An 18824-nucleotide genomic window follows, 5' to 3' on the forward strand; every position below is an offset into this window, starting at 1 on the left:
GGGTATTCGTGGCTAAAGGTCGCGTATCCATCGTCGTCGAGCGTTGTAAGGCGTGCGGGTTCTGCGTGGAGTTCTGTCCCACGCATGTGCTGGCACTTTCCTCGGCTTTCAATTCCAAGGGCTATCATCCGCCGCATGCGGTCGATCCGGAGAAGTGCAGCGGATGCGATCTGTGCGGCATGTACTGTCCCGATTTCGCCATCTACGGCTACAAGAATCAGGTGCCGAAGAGCGCAGACGCAAAACCTGCGGCCCCCTCAACGGCAACCGCGAAAGAAGGTGAAAAATGACCGCCGATCCGCGCGGAGTTCTCACTGGCACACATTTTCTTGACGGCGACCACGCCTGCTGCGAAGGCGCACTCGCGGCCGGGGCAAGGTTTTCTGCCGGCTATCCCATAACACCTTCCACCGAGATTGTGGAGCGATTTGCGCAGCGTGTTCCCACCGTCGGGGGCAGCTTCATCCAGATGGAAGATGAACTCGCGGCCTCGATCGCGCTGCAGGGCGGCGTCTGGGGCGGAGCGAAAGCGTTCACCGTGACTTCCGGCCCGGGCTTTTCCCTCATGATGGAACACATCGGCTACGCGGCCATGACCGAAACGCCGTGTGTCTTCGTCGACGTGCAGCGCGGCGGCCCCTCTACCGGGCTACCCACACTCCCCGCGCAAGCCGACATGATGCAGGCGCGCTGGGGATCGCATGGCGATTACGGCGTGATCGCGTTATGTCCGAATTCGCCGCAGGAATGTTTTGATCTCACGGTAAAGGCCTTCAATTTTTCCGAGGAATTCCGCATCCCCGTGATGTTCATGATGGATGAAGTCGTCGGACACATGACGGAAAAAGTTGTGATCCCACCCGCCGACCAGATTGAAATCGTTCCACGCAAACACACCAACAAGTCAGTCGAAGAATATTTGCCCTACGCGACCAACGGCGACCTCGTCCCGGAAATGGCGCATGCTGGAGAGGGCTACAAGTTTCACGTGACTGGCCTGACACACGATGATCGCGGCTATCCCAACATGACGCCGCAGACGCAGCACACGCTGGTCAACCGCCTGCAGAACAAGATCCTCAACGCCATCGACCGCATCACGCTGGTCGAAGAAGAACGCACCGAAGATGCAGATGTGGTGGTGGTGTCTTACGGCATTACTTCGCGAGTCGCGCAACGGGCCATCGAAATGGCGCGCGCGCGTGGAGTCAAAGTCGGCAAACTGCGGCTGAAGACGGTGTGGCCCTTCCCGGAAAAGTTAATTCGGACCCTCGCGGAACACGTGAAGGCATTCGTGGTTCCGGAACTCAATCTCGGCCAGATGGCGCTCGAAGTAGAGCGAGCGGCTGCGGGCAAAGCCCGAACCATTCTCGTCCCGCATGCCGGGGGCAGTGTGCATAAGCCCGAAGAGATTCTCGCCGCGATCCAACTTGCTCCAAGTCAGCAGGCCGCAAAACAGGAGGCCGTCCGATGAGTACCCTTGTGAATCTCGAACCGACCAACCCCGTCGAACCATTTCTGCGTTCGGATCGCATGCCGCACATCTGGTGTCCGGGATGCGGCATTGGGACGACGGTAAATTGTTTTGCGGAAGCGTTGATCGAATCCAAGATCGATCTGAAATCGTTGGCCCTAGTCTCCGGCATCGGCTGCACTGGGCGCGTAGCCGGATACGTAAAACTCGACTCCTTCCACACCACCCACGGGCGCGCGATTCCCTTTGCGACGGGCATGAAGCTGGCGAATCCTAAGCTGAACGTGGTCGTGTACTCCGGTGACGGCGATCTTTCGGCGATTGGCGGCAATCACCTGATTCACGCGGCCCGCCGCAATATCGATCTGAAAGTGATCTGCGTCAACAACCTGATTTATGCAATGACTGGCGGCCAAACGGCTCCCACCACTCCCGGGCACGCCGTTACGTCGACTTCTCCCTACGGAACGTTCGAACCGTCATTCAACCTGCCGCACCTGGTCGAAGCCGCAGGCGCAGTGTACGTCGCCCGCTGGACGACCTACCATGTCCGTCAACTGGCGCGCTCGATCACGGAAGCGTTCAACAAAAAGGGATTCAGTTTCATTGAAGTCATTTCGCCGTGTCCAACCCTGTATCAGCGCCGCAACAAACTGGGTGATGGACTGGAAACGATGAAGTACTACAAAGAGAAGAGTAAGACCAAGCACGGTTGTCCGACCAGCGAAGTCGGACTCACCATGCAAGGTGAAATCATTGTCGGAAAATTTGTGGACCGCGATCGGCCCGACTACAGCACGCTTCTGAAAGCGCAGATGCACGAGAGCCTGGGCGATCGCTACGTCGACTACGACGAAGAACAAGGTTACGCATGCGGCGACGGCGGCTGCTCGGAGGACTCATGCCACTAACAGAGATTCGCATCGCAGGATTTGGCGGACAGGGCGTCATCCTCTCCGCCCAGGTGCTGGGCAAAGCAGCGTCGATCTACCAGGGCGACTACGCCACCATGACGCAGAACTTCGGTCCGGAAGCGCGGGGCGGGGCATGCAGCGCGCAGCTCGTGCTGTCTGACAAGCCCGTGCTCTATCCCTATGTCACGCAGCCCGACGTAGTCGTGATCATGTCGCAGGAAGCCTACGTGAAATTCGGCCACGATTTGAAAAGCGGCGGCACTTTATTGATCGAGCGCGACCTGGTGCGCGTAACCGACCTGCCTGCGGACACTCGTGTTTACAGCATTCCGGCTACGCGCCTCGCGGAAGAACTCGGCAAGCGCATGGTGCTGAATATCGTGATGGTGGGCTTCTTCACCGCAATCACGGACGCCATCGACCCCGAAGCAGTCCGAGAAGCCGTCGCTGATTCCGTCCCCGCAAGCTTCCGGGACCTCAACCTGAAAGCCTTCAACAAAGGCTACGACTACGGCAAAGCCGCGCTGGCCGCTGGCCCCGAAGCAGCTGAGCTCGATCAGGTTGTGCTGTCGCAGGAAGCGCAGTAGGGAAATTTTCTAAAGATTTTCTTGGATGAACGTGGGACTGAGGTGAATGTCGAGTTGGACCAGTGGTGAGTCACCCACCGCCTTGAAGCTGTGGATCTCGCCGGCCTTGATGACAAAGATGTCTCCCGGGCCGCCCTCGAAGGTCTTGCCGTTTACTGTCCACACTCCCCGGCCTTCCCGGATGAACTGGATCTCGTCATAAGGATGACGGTGCGGCCCCGGGCCCGATCCCGGTTCTCCATGGAACAGGAACACCGAGACACTTGTGTTGCCCTGCACAGCTCCGACAAACTCATGCGAACTACCAACAAAGGGCAGGTTCTCCTGGCGCACGTGAAACATTGCTTGGTCAGCCTCCAGCTTGGATTGGATGATCGTAGGCCCGGTTTGGCTCCGCGAATCCTAATGAGAGTTATGCGGCTTTGCACCCGCTGCATCCAGCGATAGCATTTGATTCTGAATCGGAGATGGGACATGAGTACTCCTGAACCACAATCGAGCCGATGGCAGAGCCAATTTGACCTGAGCGAGAATCTCACTTGTGTTTTGGACGAAATGTTTCGGGTGGTCTATTGCAATCGAGCCTGGGACATCGCCGCGAAGGCGAATGGGGTTGAACAAGCGACGGGAGATCGACTGCGCGGACAGGCCCTGCTTTTGTACGTTCCCCGCGCGCTGGAATATCACTATTCCAAGGTGTTAGAAAAAGCTCGTGAAAAGCACATCGTTGTTTTCACCGACTATGAATGTAATACACCGAATGTGTACCGAAAATATCGCATGAAAATCGCGCCTGTCCCCGAGACGCCCTTACTGGCCCTCGTCCACACCGTACTCATAGAGGGCTCGATTCCGTACAGAGTTCACAGCGCAATCGACTACGACTATGGCTCGGGAGACGTGGTAACCATGTGCGCTCAATGCCGACGCACGAAGCTGCTCCATGCCAACGTCTGGGACTGGGTACCCGAATTTGTGCAAAGGGCACCACCTCGCGTGACTCATGGCATTTGTGACGACTGCATCGCTTTGTATTGTCGAACTTCCGAACCCAGCTGAATGGTGTCTTGTGTTTAGGACGGTCAGCGATAGCCGACGCTAGCAGGCGTTTGCCTGCGAACTATCAGTTAGTCTTCCACGGCTTGCGCGTTCAGTTCCTGGGCGGGTTCGCCTCCAGCCATGCCCTGCGCGATGATCAATCGCCGCGCTTCGATCCGCATGGATGGAAGGTGGCGTCCGAACCAGATTGCACCGCTGATGCAGGCAACTCCTCCGACAGCAATCGTGATGGGAGCACCCATACGATGAGCCAGGGCGCCACCGCATAGCGCGCCGATTGGAGCCATTCCCATGAACATCATGGAATACAGCGACATGACTCGGCCGCGGAGTTGATCCGGAACCATAGTCTGAATCAGCGTGTTGGAACAGGCCATCTGCAGCATCATCGAAAAACCCGCGGGCAGCAGCAAGACAACCGAAAGCCAGAAATAGCGAGAGAACGAAAACGCGATGATGCTGATTCCAAAAGCTGCGCAGGTGATCGCGACCCATCGGCCGAGTCCCTTGACATCGGTTTTGGCGGCCAGCGTCAACGCGCCGAGCAATGCGCCGACTCCGGTGGCGCCCATGAGGATGCCCAGTCCAGTGGCGCCCCGGTGCAGAATCTGGTCAGCAAATACCGGCATTAACACGGTATAGGGCATGCCAACGAGACTGACGAGGCCAATCAGAAGAAGAAGGGCGCGAATCACCTTCACGCCGTTCACCCAGCGAAATCCTTCCACGATGTCTTCCAGCGCCGAATTTTTGCTGGTGCGCTGCTCGCAGTGCACCTTCATCAAAAGGAGCCCGGCGATGACCGCGACATAGCTGATGGCGTTGGCGGCAAAGCACCACCCAATCCCCAGCACCGGCAACAGGATGGCCGCAACCGTGGGACCGATCACCCGCGCGCCATTAAAGATCGAAGAATTGAGCGCGATCGCATTCATCAAGTCTTCTTTGCCGACCATGTCGACGAGAAACGATTGCCGTCCCGGAATGTCGAACGCGTTCACCACCCCCAACAACGCAGCCAGAACAAAAATGTGGGGAACGAGCACTCGATCAGTCAGCGTCAGCCAAGCCAGGATCCCAGCCAACACCATCGACGCACTCTGGGTGGCGATGATGAGTCGATGGCGGTCCGTGCGGTCGGCGACCGCGCCTCCCAGAGGCGCGAGCAGGAACACCGGAATCTGGCTGGCGAACCCAACTGCCCCTAAAAGAAACGACGACTTGGTGATGCTGTAGACAAGCCACGCCTGGGCAACGCTCTGCATCCAAGTGCCCGTCAAGGAGATGATTTGTCCACCAAAGAAGAGCTGAAAATTCCGGTGGCGCAAAGCGCGCAACGTGGCCGCCCATCGGGATGGGGGCGATTGGGCAGGCTCGAGTTTTTCTATCCTGGGTTCCGTCGCTTGCGGCACTCTTCTAAAACCTTGTCACAAGTTAAGGATGCGGGCAACCGCCACGCAGATTCGAGAACATCAGGCGCCGGCAAGATTGTTTACATTCCGGCTAAATTTCCACAGGCCGGGAACGTCACCAACTTGGAACTTCCCGTTCCACGCGATTCGCGATACAGTGATCACCTCCGCGGCTCCTCCTCTAACTCCGCTCCGGGAAGGATGAATGAATGAGCACTGATCCCGTTAGCATCGAGCGTCGAAGTGGCCAGCGCTTCCAGTTGCATTTGCCCGTAACCTTTCATGTCGACGGGAAAGCCGTGCCCGGTTTCACCCAGGATGTGAGTTCGCGCGGGCTCTTTCTTTATACGGAAGCCCAGCTGGCGGAAGGTTCGGTCGTGGAACTGACATTCACCATGCCGTCAGAGATCACTCTGGGAGAGAGCATGCGAGTCCGAGGACGCGGCCGGGTACTGCGGGCTGACCACTCGAATTCCGGCCCCAGGACTGGCGTGGCCGTGCAACTCGATTCCTATCAATACTTACCAGCGCTCGACGGCGCCCCATCGGCGGATCTGGTGCGGGTTTCGGTCGCCGATCCGGACGGAGAACGTTCGGGCGCGTTTTCCCGCTGAAGGAATTTGCTCTTCTGGCTATTGGCGCGGCTTTTCAAAGGCCGGGCAGCTGTCTTACAATACCTGCAGAGCAGCATTCGGTAGCTGTGAATATTCCCGGTGTGGTGCCCCTGCCAATCTTCGTGTTCGCCCAAAGGCGGTTCCTTCGATTACGAAGGTCATTTGGTGTTGGTTTAGGAAGTTCGTAGCATGGCAATGAACAGCGATAATCGACTCATGCACGGAATAGCTGTCGCCATCCTCACCGAGGACCGCGAACAATCCGTTGTGCTGAACACCCGGGTGGAAACCACGCACATGGCCCGCACGGTGCTCAGCCATGTCGGATTTCCGCTGGGTCCAAGCGACTCCGTGCTCCGCCAGATTCTCGATCAGCGTGCGGAAATTGTCCTTGTCGATATCGATCCCCAGAACCCGCAGCGTGCCATTCGGGCCATTGAATTGATTCACGGCGCCGCCGGTGACGTCACCATTTTTGCCGTCGGCGAAATGCATCAGCCGGCAAATATTGTCTCCGCCATGCGGGTGGGTGCTCGCGAGTTTCTGGACCGGGGCTCCAACCGCGAGTCGATGATCGAGGCGTTTACCCGCTACACCGCTTCCTTGAGCCGCGCGCAGCGTAGTGCCGGCAAGGCGCGAGTCTTTACGTTTCTGAACGCCAAGGGCGGAGTCGGTTGCACCACCACCGCCGTGAATACCGCGGTTGCCCTTGAGCAGGCTCACGGACGCGTGGTCCTGGTCGACCTGGCCCACATCGGGCATGCCGCCCTGCAATTGAATCTGCGTCCGCAATTCACCGTGATCGATGCCTTGCAGAACCTGCATCGCATGGACGTTTCGCTGCTCGAAGGCCTGATGACGCACTACCGCAACGGACTGCATCTACTGGCCGGTGCGCAGCAGCCGCACAATGCCGTTCCGACTGCGACTGAATTGGCCCGACTTTTCGACTTGCTGGTCAGCCAGTACAACTTCGTGGTCGTGGATTGCTCCGGCCGCGTCGATGCCACCATGCAGATGGTTTGCGATCTTTCCAATGCTGTCCTGATGGTCGCGCAAACCGATGTAGTTTCCCTGTGGAGCGCAGGTAGGATACAGACTTTCCTGCAGGAAGGCTCCGGCCGCGATCGCCTGCGGATTGTTCTCAACCGCTACAAAAAGATTCCCGGATTCACCGACGAAGACGTCGAAAAAGCTACCAACTGCAAAGTCCTGTGGAAGATTCCCAACAACTTCCAGGTCGTTGGCCCGGCTATCGACAAAGGCAATCCAGTCGCACTGCAGGACGGCGAAATCGGCCGATCCTACCAGGGACTGGCCGGAGAACTTGCCGGCGCTTCCGCCGCGTCTGACGGCGCCCTCACGCTTGTCTACGGCCACGACAAAGGCGAAGCCACAAAACGCCCCGCCGGCCGCCTCATCGTCTCGCCCATGCGCGCAGGACAATAAATCCAGGTTAGAGGTTAGAGGTCAGATTGCAGAGGTAGCCTCGAGCTACGCGCTTCGAGCTGGTCCGAACTGGTTGCCCGAAGCTCGCCGCTCGAAGACCGCAGCTGACGCTGCGGTCTGACCTATGTTTGTTAGAATCAATCCTCAACATGCCGTCCAACCTGCCGGAGATCGCTTTCCAGATGATCGCGTTCCTGTTCGCTATCAGCGTGCACGAGTCCGCGCATGCCTGGACGGCGTCACGTTGCGGCGACCAGACGGCGCGCATGTTGGGTAGAGTTACGCTGAATCCGATCAAGCACATCGATCCGATTGGGACGATCCTTCTGCCACTGGTGGCCGCCATCAGCCACATCCCGTTGTTGGGATGGGCCAAGCCAACGCCGGTCGATCCGCGGAATTTCCGTCATCCTATGCGCGACGACATCCTGACATCCGTGGCCGGCCCGGTCAGCAATTTCATCGTTGCGACCGGCGCAGTCGTGATCCTGTGGATCATCTCGTTAACATCGGGCACCGGACATGACCTGGTGCGATCAGTAGCATCCGGAGACAACGAACTGTCAGGCTCGTTTCTCGATCCTGTTGTCCTGCTGACTTATCAGATGATGATCATCAATGTCGTGCTCGCGGTGTTCAACCTGATCCCGGTACCGCCGCTCGACGGGAGCCATGTGGTTCGGCATTTCCTGTCGGAGCCGATCCGCCGCATGTATGACAGCGTTGGAATATTTGGCTTGCTCGCGCTCGTCTATCTCGGAGGAGGACTGCTCTCCGCGCTGATCCGGCCGTTCATCATTTTCTATCGCCGGTTGCTGGTGAGTTTCTGAATGACTGATTCCAACAAGACTGTTTCAATCAACAAGAAACGCGTTCTGAGCGGCATGCGCTCTACGGGCAAACTTCACCTCGGCAACTACGTCGGCGCGCTTGAAAACTGGGTGCGCATGCAAGACCAGTACGAGTGCTTCTTTTTCATCGCCGACTGGCACGCGCTGACCACCGATTATGCCGACACGTCGCGCATCAAAGAAAATTCCGTCGACGTATTACTGGATTGGCTGGCGGCCGGACTCGATCCCGAGAAGTGCGTGATGTTCATCCAGTCGCACGTGCCTGCCCATGCGGAACTGCACTTACTCTTTTCGATGATCACTCCCCTGGGTTGGCTGGAGCGCGTTCCCACTTACAAAGAGCAGCGCGAGAACATCAAAGAGAAAGACTTGGGGACGTATGGATTCCTCGGCTACCCGGTTCTTCAGTCCGCGGACATTTTGATCTACAAAGCGGATGGCGTGCCTGTGGGCGAGGATCAAGTCGCCCACGTTGAGCTCACACGGGAGATCGCGCGGCGCTTCAATGGCTTTTATCAAGGCAAGCGGGGCCCGATTTTTCCTGAGCCGAAGGCTTTGCTGACGCCAACGCCCAAACTTCCCGGTACCGACGGCCGCAAGATGTCGAAGTCCTACGGCAACACCATCATGCTCACCGATCCCGAACCGGTGGTCCGCCAGAAGCTGAAATCCATGGTGACGGACCCAGCCCGTGTTCGGCGCACTGATCCGGGAAATCCCGATGTCTGTCCTGTCGGAGACTTGCACAAGATATTCAGCGACCAGGCCACCATGGAAAAGGTAAACGTCGGCTGCCGTTCCGCGGGCATCGGCTGCATCGAATGCAAGGGTTGGGCTGCTGACGCACTGGTGAAAGTGCTCAATCCCATGCAGGAGCGTCGTAAAAAATACGAGGACAATCCGCGCCTCGCGTGGGATATTCTTGAAGCCGGCTCGGCGCGTGCCGCCCAGGTAGCGGCCCAAACCATGGACGAGGTGCGGGATTCCATGGGTATGTCGTTGCATTACGAGCCAAAGGGCAAAAGCATAACGAAGTGACGAACGTTTCCCAACTCGCATCGGACCAGGCACCTGTGCCCAACGCGGCATCGGTGCCGGAGTCAACGGCTCCGAAAAGCACCCACCGCGACGAAAATGATTTTCCATTTTCGATCGATCTCGGCGGAGTATATGACGGCCCGCTCGACCTGCTGCTCGACCTGATCCGCAAGCAGGACATCAATATCTACGACATCCCGATCGCAAAGATCACTGCGCAATATCTCGTCTACGTGGAGCGCATCAAGGAACTCGACGTCAACGTTGCCTCGGAATTCATCTACATGGCAGCGGTGCTGATTCACATCAAGTCGAAGATGCTGCTGCCGCGCGACCCGCTCGCTCCCGCAGGTGTCGTCGACGATCCGCGCAGTGAACTCGTCAATCGGTTGCTGGAACACGAGAAGTTCAAGTCAGCCGCGCAGATGCTTCTGCAAAAGCAGCAGATCGAAGAAGCCGTAATGAGCAATCCTGCGCTCAAGGAATTCATGGACGCCGAAGGCACCGAGCCTGAACTGGCGGCCGATGTCATCGACCTGGTGAAAACCTTTCAGCAGATTCTGGACCGCGCCCGCAACCGTCCGATGATCGAAGTGAATGAAGAGACGGTAACGGTTGGGCAGATGATTCAGTATCTGCATCGCAGGCTCGCGATCGAGTCGCGTCCGATCCGCCTTAAGCAAATGCTGCGGAACGTGCCGTCGCGCCAGGCGCTGGTATGCATGTTCCTCGCGATGCTGGAACTGGTGCGTCTGCAAGCCATTCAGGTACGGCAAGATCATGTCTTCGGCGAAGTCCTGGTTCGCAAGCATGCTCACTTCGATGAAGTGATGACGGAACAGGCCGCGACAAGGGACGACTGGAGATAAAAGAGCAGTGGATGGTGATTAGTGGCTAGTTCGTCAAGCCACGGTTCTGCTAATCACTCACCACTAGTCACTCACCACTGAATTTATGAGTCTAAAAGCCCAACTCGAAGCCATCATTTACGCGACGGAATCCCCGATTTCGCTGGACCACATCGTCCAACTGGTGAAGGCCGAAGTTCTCGCCGCCGGCGCTGCCGATGACAACGAAGTGAAATCGCGCGTTCGCGCCACGCTCGAAGAACTGACCGCCGACTACGCGAGCGCCGATCACGGTATCGAAGTGCGCCAGCTCGCCGGCGGATATCGTATGTCCACCAAGCCCGAGCAGCACGATACGGTTCGCGCCTTCGCCAAGAGCCTGAAGCCGCCGATTCGCCTCTCGCTCCCCGCGCTCGAAACCCTGGCGGTGATCGCTTACAAGCAACCCGTGACTGTCCCGGAAATCAGCGAAATTCGCGGTGTCGATTCCAACGGCGTCATCGCTACTCTGCTCGATCGCAAACTCATCACCACTGCCGGACGCAAAGCCGTGATCGGCCGCCCGATCCTGTACAAGACGAGCCGGGAATTTCTGCTGCGCTTTGGACTGAAAGACGTTGGCGAATTGCCGAGCATGGAAGAATTCGAAAAATTGCTGGCCGAATCGTTCCAGAGCGATTTGCCGACGGAAGCGCCGGTTGAGAGCACGGCTGTCGACACTCCGGAGCCGATTGAGGCCATGGAAGTGCCAGCCGCTGAAACCACGGCTGCCGACGATGACACGACCGCAGAAATTGTCCTGCCACAAATCGCAGCGGATAAGACGAACCCAGCGGCGTAGAACCCTTCCGCTTTGAAGACTCGTCATCTTTTAAAGAATTTGTCATCCTGAGCGAAGCGAAGGACCTGATTTCCCTTACTGGCCGCGACAGCAGGTCCTTCGCTTCGCTCAGGATGACAGCTCTTAGTATTTGCGCGGCCAGTCATCCGCGTTCGTTTTCCTTCTCCGTCAACAATAGATCCCGGTATTCCACACCTTTCCCACAACTAGTTGGTGACTGTATATTCCTCTCAGCACCACGCAAGCGCACAATGAACGAGGAGTAGCTCGCGCCGCCCATGACCTCGGACAACAATTTCAAAGAAGGCCTCAAGCAGCAGGCTGACATCGTTCGCATCGTCGGCGACTACGTCAAGCTGCGCAAGGCCGGGGCGCAAAATTTTTCAGGGTTGTGTCCGTTTCACAGCGAGAAGACGCCATCGTTTTCCGTGCATGCCTCGCGGCAGTTCTACCACTGTTTTGGATGCGGCGCTTCGGGAGACGTTTTCAGCTTCGTCCAAAAAGTCGAGAACATTACCTTCCCGGAGTCCGTTCGCCTGATCGCGCAAAAACTCGGCGTGCCCATGCCGAAAGTGGCGTTCTCCAGCCCGCAGGAAGCGCACGAAGCGAAGATTCGCATGGCCCTGCTCGACATTCACGAGCGCGCGACAACGTTCTTTCAGGAATGTTTGCGGCGTCCTGAGGGAGCGACGGCGCGCGAATATTTGAAAAGCCGCGGGTTGACTGCCGATACCATCGCCACATTCAAGATTGGTTACGCCCCGGATTCCGGTTTTTTACTCCGCGATGCGTTGCGGCGTGAATTCGATGAAGCACTGTTGCGCGAGAGCGGCCTTTTCTCGTGGAAGCACACAGAGGGCGAACAGCAGGTGCTTCGCTCCGCTCAGGATGACAAGTCAAAAGCAGGTAGTCCCGGCAAAGCAGGCGCCGGACCGGAGAGTTCCAAGCCCGCAGCCCGTAGCTCGCAGCCCGAAGCCATCTACTCCAAATTCCGCAATCGCGTCATGTTCCCGATTGCCAACGATCAGGGGAAAGTCATCGCGTTCACCGGGCGGACTCTCGCGACTGACGAAAAAGCCGGACCAAAATATCTGAATTCCCCCGAGACGCCCATCTATTCCAAGTCTCGTGTGCTCTTCAACCTTGACCATGCAAAGGAAGCGATTCGCAAACTGGAATACGCGATCCTGGTCGAAGGGCAGATGGACTGCATCTCCGTTTCCGAGGCCGGGTTCCACAACGTGATCGCTTCGTCCGGCACTGCCTTCACAGAGCTGCAGGCAAAATTGCTGGGACGATTTTCAAAAAACGTCGTCGTCAATTTCGATCCCGACACGGCCGGAGCCCGCGCCACCGAACGCACGCTTGGCCTGCTCACGGAAGAAGAATTCAATATCAAGGTGCTGACGCTCGAGACCGGATTCGATCCTGACCTTTACATTCGGCGAAAAGGCCGCGACGCTTACGCCGAAGCCCTGAAACACTCGCAACGTTATTTCGATTACCTGATTGAGCGCGCTCGCGCGCAATTTCCGGCCCGCACGGGCGAAGGCAAAGTTAAAGCGGTTAACTATCTGCTTCCCCATATCCAACGTGTTCCCAATCGAATTATCCGGGATGAGCTGGCGGCGGAAATTTCCCAAAAACTTGGCATCGATTCAGGAGTTCTGCGCCAGGAACTGAAACATGCCGCCGGCACGCGGTCAGCCGCGCAGGTAAAAGCGCCCGTCGACGCGCAGATCACTGGAGCGGAACGTGTCCTGATTCGTGCGCTTTCGTCAGCTACGCAAATGTCTCCAGGATCGTCACGCACTTCGGCTCGCGAGGGTACCGACGAAGAATTCGATCCAGCGCGGCAGGCGCAATATGTTTTGCAAGCGGAACATCTCCATCAAGGAATGTCCTCGCAGCCGCTGCTGGAAGCGCTTCTACAGGCAGGTCCCGAAACGCAGGACGTCATGGACCTTGCTCCCACCGAGGCGGACCGTCGTTTGCTGGCGTCGATCCTGATGGATGAAGACGAAGAACTCACGCCCGAAAATCTGGAGGGCGCCGTGCGGGCTCTGCGGCGGATTCACTTGCGCCGGCGGCTCGAGCAGGTCCAGCAGGAACTCCAGCGCTCCGGCCGGCAGATGGAAGAAATGCAGGCATTGCTGCAGGAACGAGTTCGTTTGAAGCGCGCCCTGATGGACCCGAGCGTTGCCGAAAATAGCCCGCCCCCCGCGCCGTTCTAGAGATTTTGTAGCGCCCGGCAGTCCCGGGGCCGCGTCCTAGCCGCCCCATTATGAACGCCCAGTCCGCTATCAGCGATTTGTTATCCGCAACTTAGCGCCGATCATCAACATAGATTTTTTGAATTGGACTCTTCCCGGCGCATCCGGCATAGTGATCTCACTTCGCAACCTGCACAGTCAGCAGCCTCTGCGAAGCTGCTTTTGCTCTGCCAGCCCCGTTTGCTGCACGGCAAATCTCCTGACCTCGTTGGTCTCTTCAAAAACTGAGTGCGCGCCATTTGGTACCGCGACGAACGTGTGCTCACAGCATTCCATTACAGGAGATTCCATGAAATCGTTTCGCAAACTCGCTGCTCTTGTTGTCTTCGCCGTAGGTAGTCTCAGCGTTCTCTCCGGCACCGCTTCCGCGCAGTCGGGAAACGGTTCTTTCACTCTGTCGCATGAAGTGATCTGGCAGAACACGGTGGTCCCGGCGGGAACTTACAGATTTTCTCTGGAGCCGAAAGGTCCAGCCGCATTGTTGACGCTGCAGAATGTCAGCGCCCGGGGCGGCTTCCTCATCATGGTGACCGATGTGGGAGCGTCGAAATTTGACGATGCCAACCGTCTCGTCATGGTATCCAGAGCAGGCAAGAGTTACGTCAGCATACTGGACTTACCGCAGTTTGAAACTGTTTTGCATTTCACCGTGCCCTCCGAAGGCACGGAAAAAGAATTGGCTTTGGCCAGCGATACCTCGGTTCCCACACACCTCCGCTAATCGCTGGTCAATCCGAGAGCAGATTCACTGCGCGAATCTGCTCTCGCCTTCTGACTTGATTCCCGACTGATTGCGTCAACTTCCCGCCGGGGAATCGGTACAATCTCGAGGAAATGGACAAAGCTCAAAGACAGCTTCGGTTCGTCCAAGCTGGTTGCATCTCGTTTCTTATCGTATGCATTGTCCTCCTGCATTCTGGTGTGCTTGGCAGTCTCGAACCCGCGGGTCGGGAAATCAAGCTCGTGCAACTTTTTGTGATGATCATGGCAATCTGGTCCGCTGCGTCGGGGTTCACATTCCAGCGTAGAATGGACCGCGCCGCAGCTAAACCTCAGCGGCCCTCTGCGAAATCGACACCTTTTGCTCGATGGCAAGCCGGAAATGTCATGCGTCTCGCAAGTGCGACGTCAGTCGGAATGTGGGGACTTGTTTTGTACTACTTCAATGGCCCGTTGTGGGTAGTCGATGCCGCTTTTGCAGTCGGCCTCATTTTGTTGTTAACGTGGCGGCCCGTAGTTCGTGCCTAACTTCTGGCTGCGCTAATTATCGCGGTTCAAAATTGACGACAATCGTAGTTGATGCTTCAACAGCCTGTCCGTTGAGCTTTAGGGGCTTCCAGCGCCATTGCTTTACCGTCTCTATCACCGCTGCACTAAGCACTGGATCACCCTTCAGAACTCGAACGGCCGTCGGTCGTCCCTCTTTGTCGATTTCTGCTTCGACCGATACCTTGCCAAAGATGTCCTTTGCCTTTGCGTCTGGTGGGAAAGTTGGACGCACCATTTTCAGCACCTTCATACTGGGAGGCGTGCAGATGATCTTGGCGACACGCTTGGTTGCATGCTCCTGAGCCATGAGAGGAGAAAGCAGAAACAGCAACGCAGTCAAAGATTGTCGGAATTTGCTCACTGGTACTGATGACACCAAACGGACGGTAGAAGTTCCCGGACACTTGCTCAGGTGCGCTTCTCGGGCAGAATGACATCGCAGGGCTTGCAAAGATCAGCGAAACCTCTTCTCAGCTTCTGAGAGCGTTTCACGGTTTTTCTGCACTAACAAGGAAACGTCCACTGGCTCATCTCTTTCTACACGCTTGGAGATCATCGTAAGCACATTAATATTTGTGCTCGTATTCTTGAAGCGCAGGGTGGGGTCAGTACCGAACTCATCTGTAATCATGACCCACCGCAAAGGAAGTTCGCTGGCCAATACATCACCGAACACTACGCCTAAGCTCTGCAATTCGTAGGTCTGAGATTTCTTGAAAACCTTGTCATCGATTAGCCGCTGTAAGATCGGCAAGTCTCTTTTCGTCCTGCTGAGTGCCGTGGTCCCGTATCTCCGTTTCGCCGCAGCCGCAACGAGCGCTCTCTGCTGATCCAGTCGTTCGCTGTCGGCATGAGACAGCTCTGAGAATTTTGGTTCAGGTGCACGGTCGTGGGAAGACTGGCCGAAGAGAAAACCCGCCCCACTCAGAATTGCCCACAGTATCAGCGGTTTCATCGGCTAGCAGCCTACCACTAACGGACGATTTTGGTGGGGACAAGAGAGAATGAGTTTTCACTCTCAAAACCCTATCCGAAAGGTTCGCGTGGTGAGTTTGCCTACGACTGGTCCGGAATAGCGACGTCCCCCTTGACTTCGTCGCTCAGTACGATCGCCTCCGCAAGTTCTTTCATCGCTTTGCGTTTCTGCCGGCTCTGCCGCTGTAACGCCAGGTAGGCTTGTTCCTCGCTCATTCCGAAATCGCGCTGCAGGATCCCTTTCGCGCGTTCGACTACTTTCCGTGTCTGCAATTGTTCGGAGAGATCATTGTTAGCAGCTTCCAGGCGGGCGAGTTCGATCTCCGCTCCCACCAGGAATCCAATCGTTGAGATCAGCCGGATCTGTTTTGGTTTATAGACGTGGGGCAGACGATGCTGCAGGTTGATCACTCCTACGACGCGTCCCCTGCACATCAGCGGCACGGAAAGGAACGCTTCGTAATTATCTTCGGGGAGTTCGTTGAAGAACTGAAAGCGTGGATCTTGTGCCGCCTTTTCGGGTACAGCGACTGCCTCCTGATGCTGCGCTACCCAACCTGTAATGCCCTCTCCAACGCGGAGTTTCAGGCGATCCACGATCTCGGGGTGCGGATTTTTCGAAGCCCGTAACACCAATTCCTCGCCTTCCAGTACGTAAATCAGGCAGGAATCGCATTTCACCAGTGCAGAAGCAAATTCCACAACCCGGCCAAGCACTTCATGGAACTCGTCCGCCGTTGCCAGCCGGACGCCAATCTCGTGCAATAAATCAACGTTTGAATCCTCAACAGACATAAAAGTGGACATGATCTAACGTAGGGTCAAGCCGGGAAGATGTCTAATTCCAAATTCTGATGCGTGCGATAAACATTTTCCGGCGACAAAGTGACTTGCTTACTGAATCGTTTTAGTTCATATCCGCATCCATGTGCTGTTAGAAGAAATTTGGGGAGCTGCAAAATTCTGCACGTAGGGACGCGGCTTGCCGCATCTCACCGCGTGCACAGAAAACGCGGCCAACCGCGTCAGCATTTGGATCTGGATTCTCCCAGCCGTTGGCAGTTCTCCACTCGACATCGTATCCTCAGCAGGTGCCACCATCATCTCAGCCGCAGCGTTCTCCAACCGCCGGGCTTCTCCTCGGCCTGGTGCTCACGCTGGCGGCGGTGGTCGCGTATTCGGCATACATCGTTTGGCAGATCAAGGGCCTGCGTCAGCTGCAGAGCGACCTTGCAGACCGCAACCGCAAAGATTCACTCCAACTGCTGCGCGTCCAGAATGATCTGAACTCTCTCGCGCTCGCGATGCGTGACATGCTGGACGCCGACGAGCCCTACCCGCTCTCTGCCTGGTCAACACAATTTCAGCGCATCCACGCCGATCTCGATGACGCTCTGCGGCGTGAAGAACAGGTTGCACTCGTGGAGCGATCGCCGGAGCAACGCGAGTTTTTGCGCTCCGCGCTCGCGCAATTCTGGGACGCTGCCGATCGCACCTTTGTCCTCGCGCAAAATGGCAAGCAGGACGAAGCACGCTCCGAAATTCGCGTCTCGTTACAGGCCCGTCAAGCAGCGTTGAGCACAGCCGTCGCCCGCCTGCTCGTGCAGAATAACGAGTACGAGGAGCAGGTCGCCGCGCGCACCTCGGCGATTTACGATCGCGTGCAGCGTCAGGTGTATGTTTTTCTCGCTGCGACTCTGATTGCCATCGTGCTGACCAGTTTGTACCTGATGCGCTCCAACCGCAGATTATTTGCACAACTCGCTGCACTGTCGGCGCAGCGCCGCGACCTGGCGCAAAAACTTATTGCTACGCAGGAATCCACTTTGCGTTATGTCTCGCGAGAGCTGCATGACGAGTTCGGACAGATTCTCACCGCGGTTGGTTCCATGCTGGGGCGTGCCGAAAAACATACGCCCGAAGGATCTCCCTTGCGCGTGGAGTTGCATGAAGTGCGCGAGATTGCCCAGAACACCCTGAATACCGTGCGCAGCCTATCGCAGGCGTTGCATCCCGTAATGCTCGACGAAGCGGGCCTCGAAACAACTCTCGACTGGTATCTCCCGACCGTGGAACGCCAGACCGGCATTGCCTTATCCTATGAAAAGTCAGGCGAAGCATTTCCACTTTCGAGCGCGGCGGCGGTGCATATCTACAGAATCGTGCAGGAAGCCCTGAACAACGTGACGAGACATTCCGGATCGAAGCAGGCATGGGTGCGCCTCCGCTTTCTGAACGAATCTCCTGGCGCCTTGCGGGAGGGCATTGCTTCAGCCGCGCCGCCGCCACCACCCGACAGACAGGGGGCTTTAGCCCCTGCCTTACTCGAAGTGGAAGTCGAAGATCACGGCACGGGATTTGCCCCCGCCAGCGGCCGTCCCGGCATTGGACTGGTGGCGATGCGCGAGCGCGCTCAACTTGTGAACGGTACCATTGAATTTCTACAACCTGCGACAGGCGGCACACTGGTAAGGTTGCGTGTCCCTCGGGAGGCGCTTGAAACACATGCCTGACAAGATTTCAGTGCTGTTGGTCGACGATCACGCCATGGTTCGGCAGGGCTTTCGCCGCCTGCTCGAAGACGAATCCGACATTGTCGTGGTGGGAGAATCCGGCGACGGCCTCGACGCCGTCAAAGTCGCCGGGCAACTCAAGCCGCAAGTGATCGTGATGGACTGTGCGCTCCCGGGCATCAGCGGACTGGTAGCTGCTCGCCGCATTCTCGAAGCCTCGCCCGACGTCGCCATCCTGATGCTGAGCATGCATTCCGAAGAAACCTGGGTGCGCCAGGCGCTCGACGCCGGCGCTCGCGGATACATCCTCAAAAGTGCGATGGAACTCGAACTCCCCGTCGCCATCCGCAAAGTAGCCGCTGGAGAAACTGTGCTTGACCCCGCGGTATCGCGGCCGGCTGCCTTGAAAGGCGAGCGCAACGCCGCGCTTACCCCGCGTGAGCTTGAAGTGCTTCAGTTGATCGTGGAAGGTAAATCCAACAAAGAAATTGCGGATCAACTTGGCCTGAGCGCCAACACCATCGCCGTGCATCGCGCCAATATCATGGACGCCCTCGGCATTCATAAAACCGCGGAACTGGTCGTCTACGCCATCCGCAACGGGCTGGTGAACATCCCGTGAAGCGCCGACAAAGTGTAGCGCCGGCGACCCGCCGGCAGTCGCGAGGGCAACTTGCCTTCGCCTCGGGACGCGAATTAGATCG

21 protein-coding genes are annotated in these 18824 nt (G+C 57.2%); 16 read left to right on the forward strand and 5 right to left on the reverse strand.

The genetic code is table 11. The features are described from left to right. Positions 1-8 precede the first annotated feature (8 nt). Genes HY010_14105 through HY010_14120 form a run of 4 tightly spaced genes read left to right on the forward strand, consistent with a single transcriptional unit; the run spans position 9 to position 2975 of the window. A complete protein-coding gene (locus tag HY010_14105) occupies positions 9-290 on the forward strand; it encodes a 4Fe-4S binding protein (protein ID MBI3476862.1) in 282 nt (93 codons plus the stop codon). Continuing rightward, entirely contained in the window at positions 287-1474 is a 1188-nt protein-coding gene (locus HY010_14110) for a 2-oxoacid:acceptor oxidoreductase subunit alpha (protein MBI3476863.1), read from the forward strand. The genes HY010_14105 and HY010_14110 overlap by 4 nt, the downstream gene beginning before the upstream one ends. Then, positions 1471-2385 (forward strand): 2-oxoacid:ferredoxin oxidoreductase subunit beta, encoded by a 915-nt coding sequence (locus HY010_14115; protein ID MBI3476864.1) that lies wholly within the window; start codon positions 1471-1473, stop codon positions 2383-2385. Before HY010_14110 ends, HY010_14115 begins: the two co-directional genes overlap by 4 nt. Then, positions 2376-2975: a 2-oxoacid:acceptor oxidoreductase family protein gene (locus tag HY010_14120; GenBank protein ID MBI3476865.1), complete on the forward strand. Its 600-nt coding sequence runs from the start codon at positions 2376-2378 to the stop codon at positions 2973-2975. Before HY010_14115 ends, HY010_14120 begins: the two co-directional genes overlap by 10 nt. A 9-nt stretch (positions 2976-2984) precedes the next feature. Here HY010_14120 and HY010_14125 read toward each other — a convergent pair whose 3' ends face one another. Beyond that, complete coding sequence (locus tag HY010_14125; protein MBI3476866.1) at positions 2985-3317, reverse strand: cupin domain-containing protein; 333 nt, start codon at positions 3315-3317, stop codon at positions 2985-2987. A gap of 132 nt (positions 3318-3449) precedes the next feature. Here HY010_14125 and HY010_14130 point away from each other — a divergent pair, with 132 nt between their 5' ends. Next, positions 3450-4034, forward strand: a complete 585-nt coding sequence (locus tag HY010_14130) for a hypothetical protein (GenBank protein MBI3476867.1) — start codon at positions 3450-3452, stop codon at positions 4032-4034. A 68-nt stretch (positions 4035-4102) separates the two neighbouring features. Here HY010_14130 and HY010_14135 read toward each other — a convergent pair whose 3' ends face one another. Continuing rightward, complete coding sequence (locus HY010_14135) at positions 4103-5422, reverse strand: MFS transporter (protein MBI3476868.1); 1320 nt, start codon at positions 5420-5422, stop codon at positions 4103-4105. Between the two features lie 233 nt (positions 5423-5655). Between HY010_14135 and HY010_14140 the strand changes: the two genes are divergently transcribed. The 9 genes from HY010_14140 to HY010_14180 all read left to right on the forward strand — a co-directional run bounded on the left by HY010_14140 (position 5656) and on the right by HY010_14180 (position 14611). Next, positions 5656-6060 (forward strand): PilZ domain-containing protein, encoded by a 405-nt coding sequence (locus HY010_14140; GenBank protein MBI3476869.1) that lies wholly within the window; start codon positions 5656-5658, stop codon positions 6058-6060. 189 nt (positions 6061-6249) lie between these two features. Then, the gene (locus tag HY010_14145) at positions 6250-7509 is read left to right on the forward strand and encodes an AAA family ATPase (protein MBI3476870.1); all 1260 of its coding nucleotides are present in this window, start codon (positions 6250-6252) and stop codon (positions 7507-7509) included. A 149-nt stretch (positions 7510-7658) separates the two neighbouring features. Beyond that, complete coding sequence (locus HY010_14150) at positions 7659-8339, forward strand: site-2 protease family protein (protein MBI3476871.1); 681 nt, start codon at positions 7659-7661, stop codon at positions 8337-8339. Next, positions 8340-9401 (forward strand): tryptophan--tRNA ligase, encoded by a 1062-nt coding sequence (gene trpS / locus HY010_14155; GenBank protein ID MBI3476872.1) that lies wholly within the window; start codon positions 8340-8342, stop codon positions 9399-9401. It abuts the gene before it with no gap. A 35-nt stretch (positions 9402-9436) separates the two neighbouring features. Then, positions 9437-10270, forward strand: a complete 834-nt coding sequence (locus tag HY010_14160) for a segregation/condensation protein A (GenBank protein MBI3476873.1) — start codon at positions 9437-9439, stop codon at positions 10268-10270. Between the two features lie 85 nt (positions 10271-10355). Further along, entirely contained in the window at positions 10356-11090 is a 735-nt protein-coding gene (scpB, locus tag HY010_14165; protein MBI3476874.1) for an SMC-Scp complex subunit ScpB, read from the forward strand. Positions 11091-11368: 278 nt separating this feature from the next. After that, positions 11369-13324, forward strand: coding sequence for a DNA primase (locus tag HY010_14170; GenBank protein MBI3476875.1), 1956 nt, complete (start codon positions 11369-11371; stop codon positions 13322-13324). 328 nt (positions 13325-13652) lie between these two features. Beyond that, positions 13653-14084: a hypothetical protein gene (locus HY010_14175; GenBank protein ID MBI3476876.1), complete on the forward strand. Its 432-nt coding sequence runs from the start codon at positions 13653-13655 to the stop codon at positions 14082-14084. Positions 14085-14470: 386 nt separating this feature from the next. After that, the gene (locus HY010_14180; protein MBI3476877.1) at positions 14471-14611 is read left to right on the forward strand and encodes a hypothetical protein; all 141 of its coding nucleotides are present in this window, start codon (positions 14471-14473) and stop codon (positions 14609-14611) included. A gap of 16 nt (positions 14612-14627) precedes the next feature. On the opposite strand, the gene HY010_14185 is transcribed toward HY010_14180, so the two are convergent. The 3 genes from HY010_14185 to HY010_14195 all read right to left on the reverse strand — a co-directional run bounded on the left by HY010_14185 (position 14628) and on the right by HY010_14195 (position 16414). Further along, entirely contained in the window at positions 14628-14993 is a 366-nt protein-coding gene (locus tag HY010_14185; GenBank protein ID MBI3476878.1) for an energy transducer TonB, read from the reverse strand. A 93-nt stretch (positions 14994-15086) separates the two neighbouring features. Further along, complete coding sequence (locus HY010_14190) at positions 15087-15587, reverse strand: DUF3806 domain-containing protein (protein ID MBI3476879.1); 501 nt, start codon at positions 15585-15587, stop codon at positions 15087-15089. 101 nt (positions 15588-15688) lie between these two features. Then, positions 15689-16414, reverse strand: a complete 726-nt coding sequence (locus HY010_14195) for a GAF and ANTAR domain-containing protein (GenBank protein MBI3476880.1) — start codon at positions 16412-16414, stop codon at positions 15689-15691. Positions 16415-16698: 284 nt separating this feature from the next. On the opposite strand from HY010_14195, the gene HY010_14200 reads away from it, so the two are divergent. Further along, entirely contained in the window at positions 16699-18120 is a 1422-nt protein-coding gene (locus HY010_14200; GenBank protein MBI3476881.1) for a sensor histidine kinase, read from the forward strand. Beyond that, the gene (locus HY010_14205; protein ID MBI3476882.1) at positions 18113-18742 is read left to right on the forward strand and encodes a response regulator transcription factor; all 630 of its coding nucleotides are present in this window, start codon (positions 18113-18115) and stop codon (positions 18740-18742) included. Before HY010_14200 ends, HY010_14205 begins: the two co-directional genes overlap by 8 nt. The last annotated feature ends 82 nt before the right edge of the window (positions 18743-18824 follow it).

The sequence above is a fragment of the Acidobacteriota bacterium genome, assembly GCA_016196065.1.
Taxonomy (GTDB): Bacteria; Acidobacteriota; Terriglobia; order Terriglobales; family Acidobacteriaceae; genus Acidiflorens.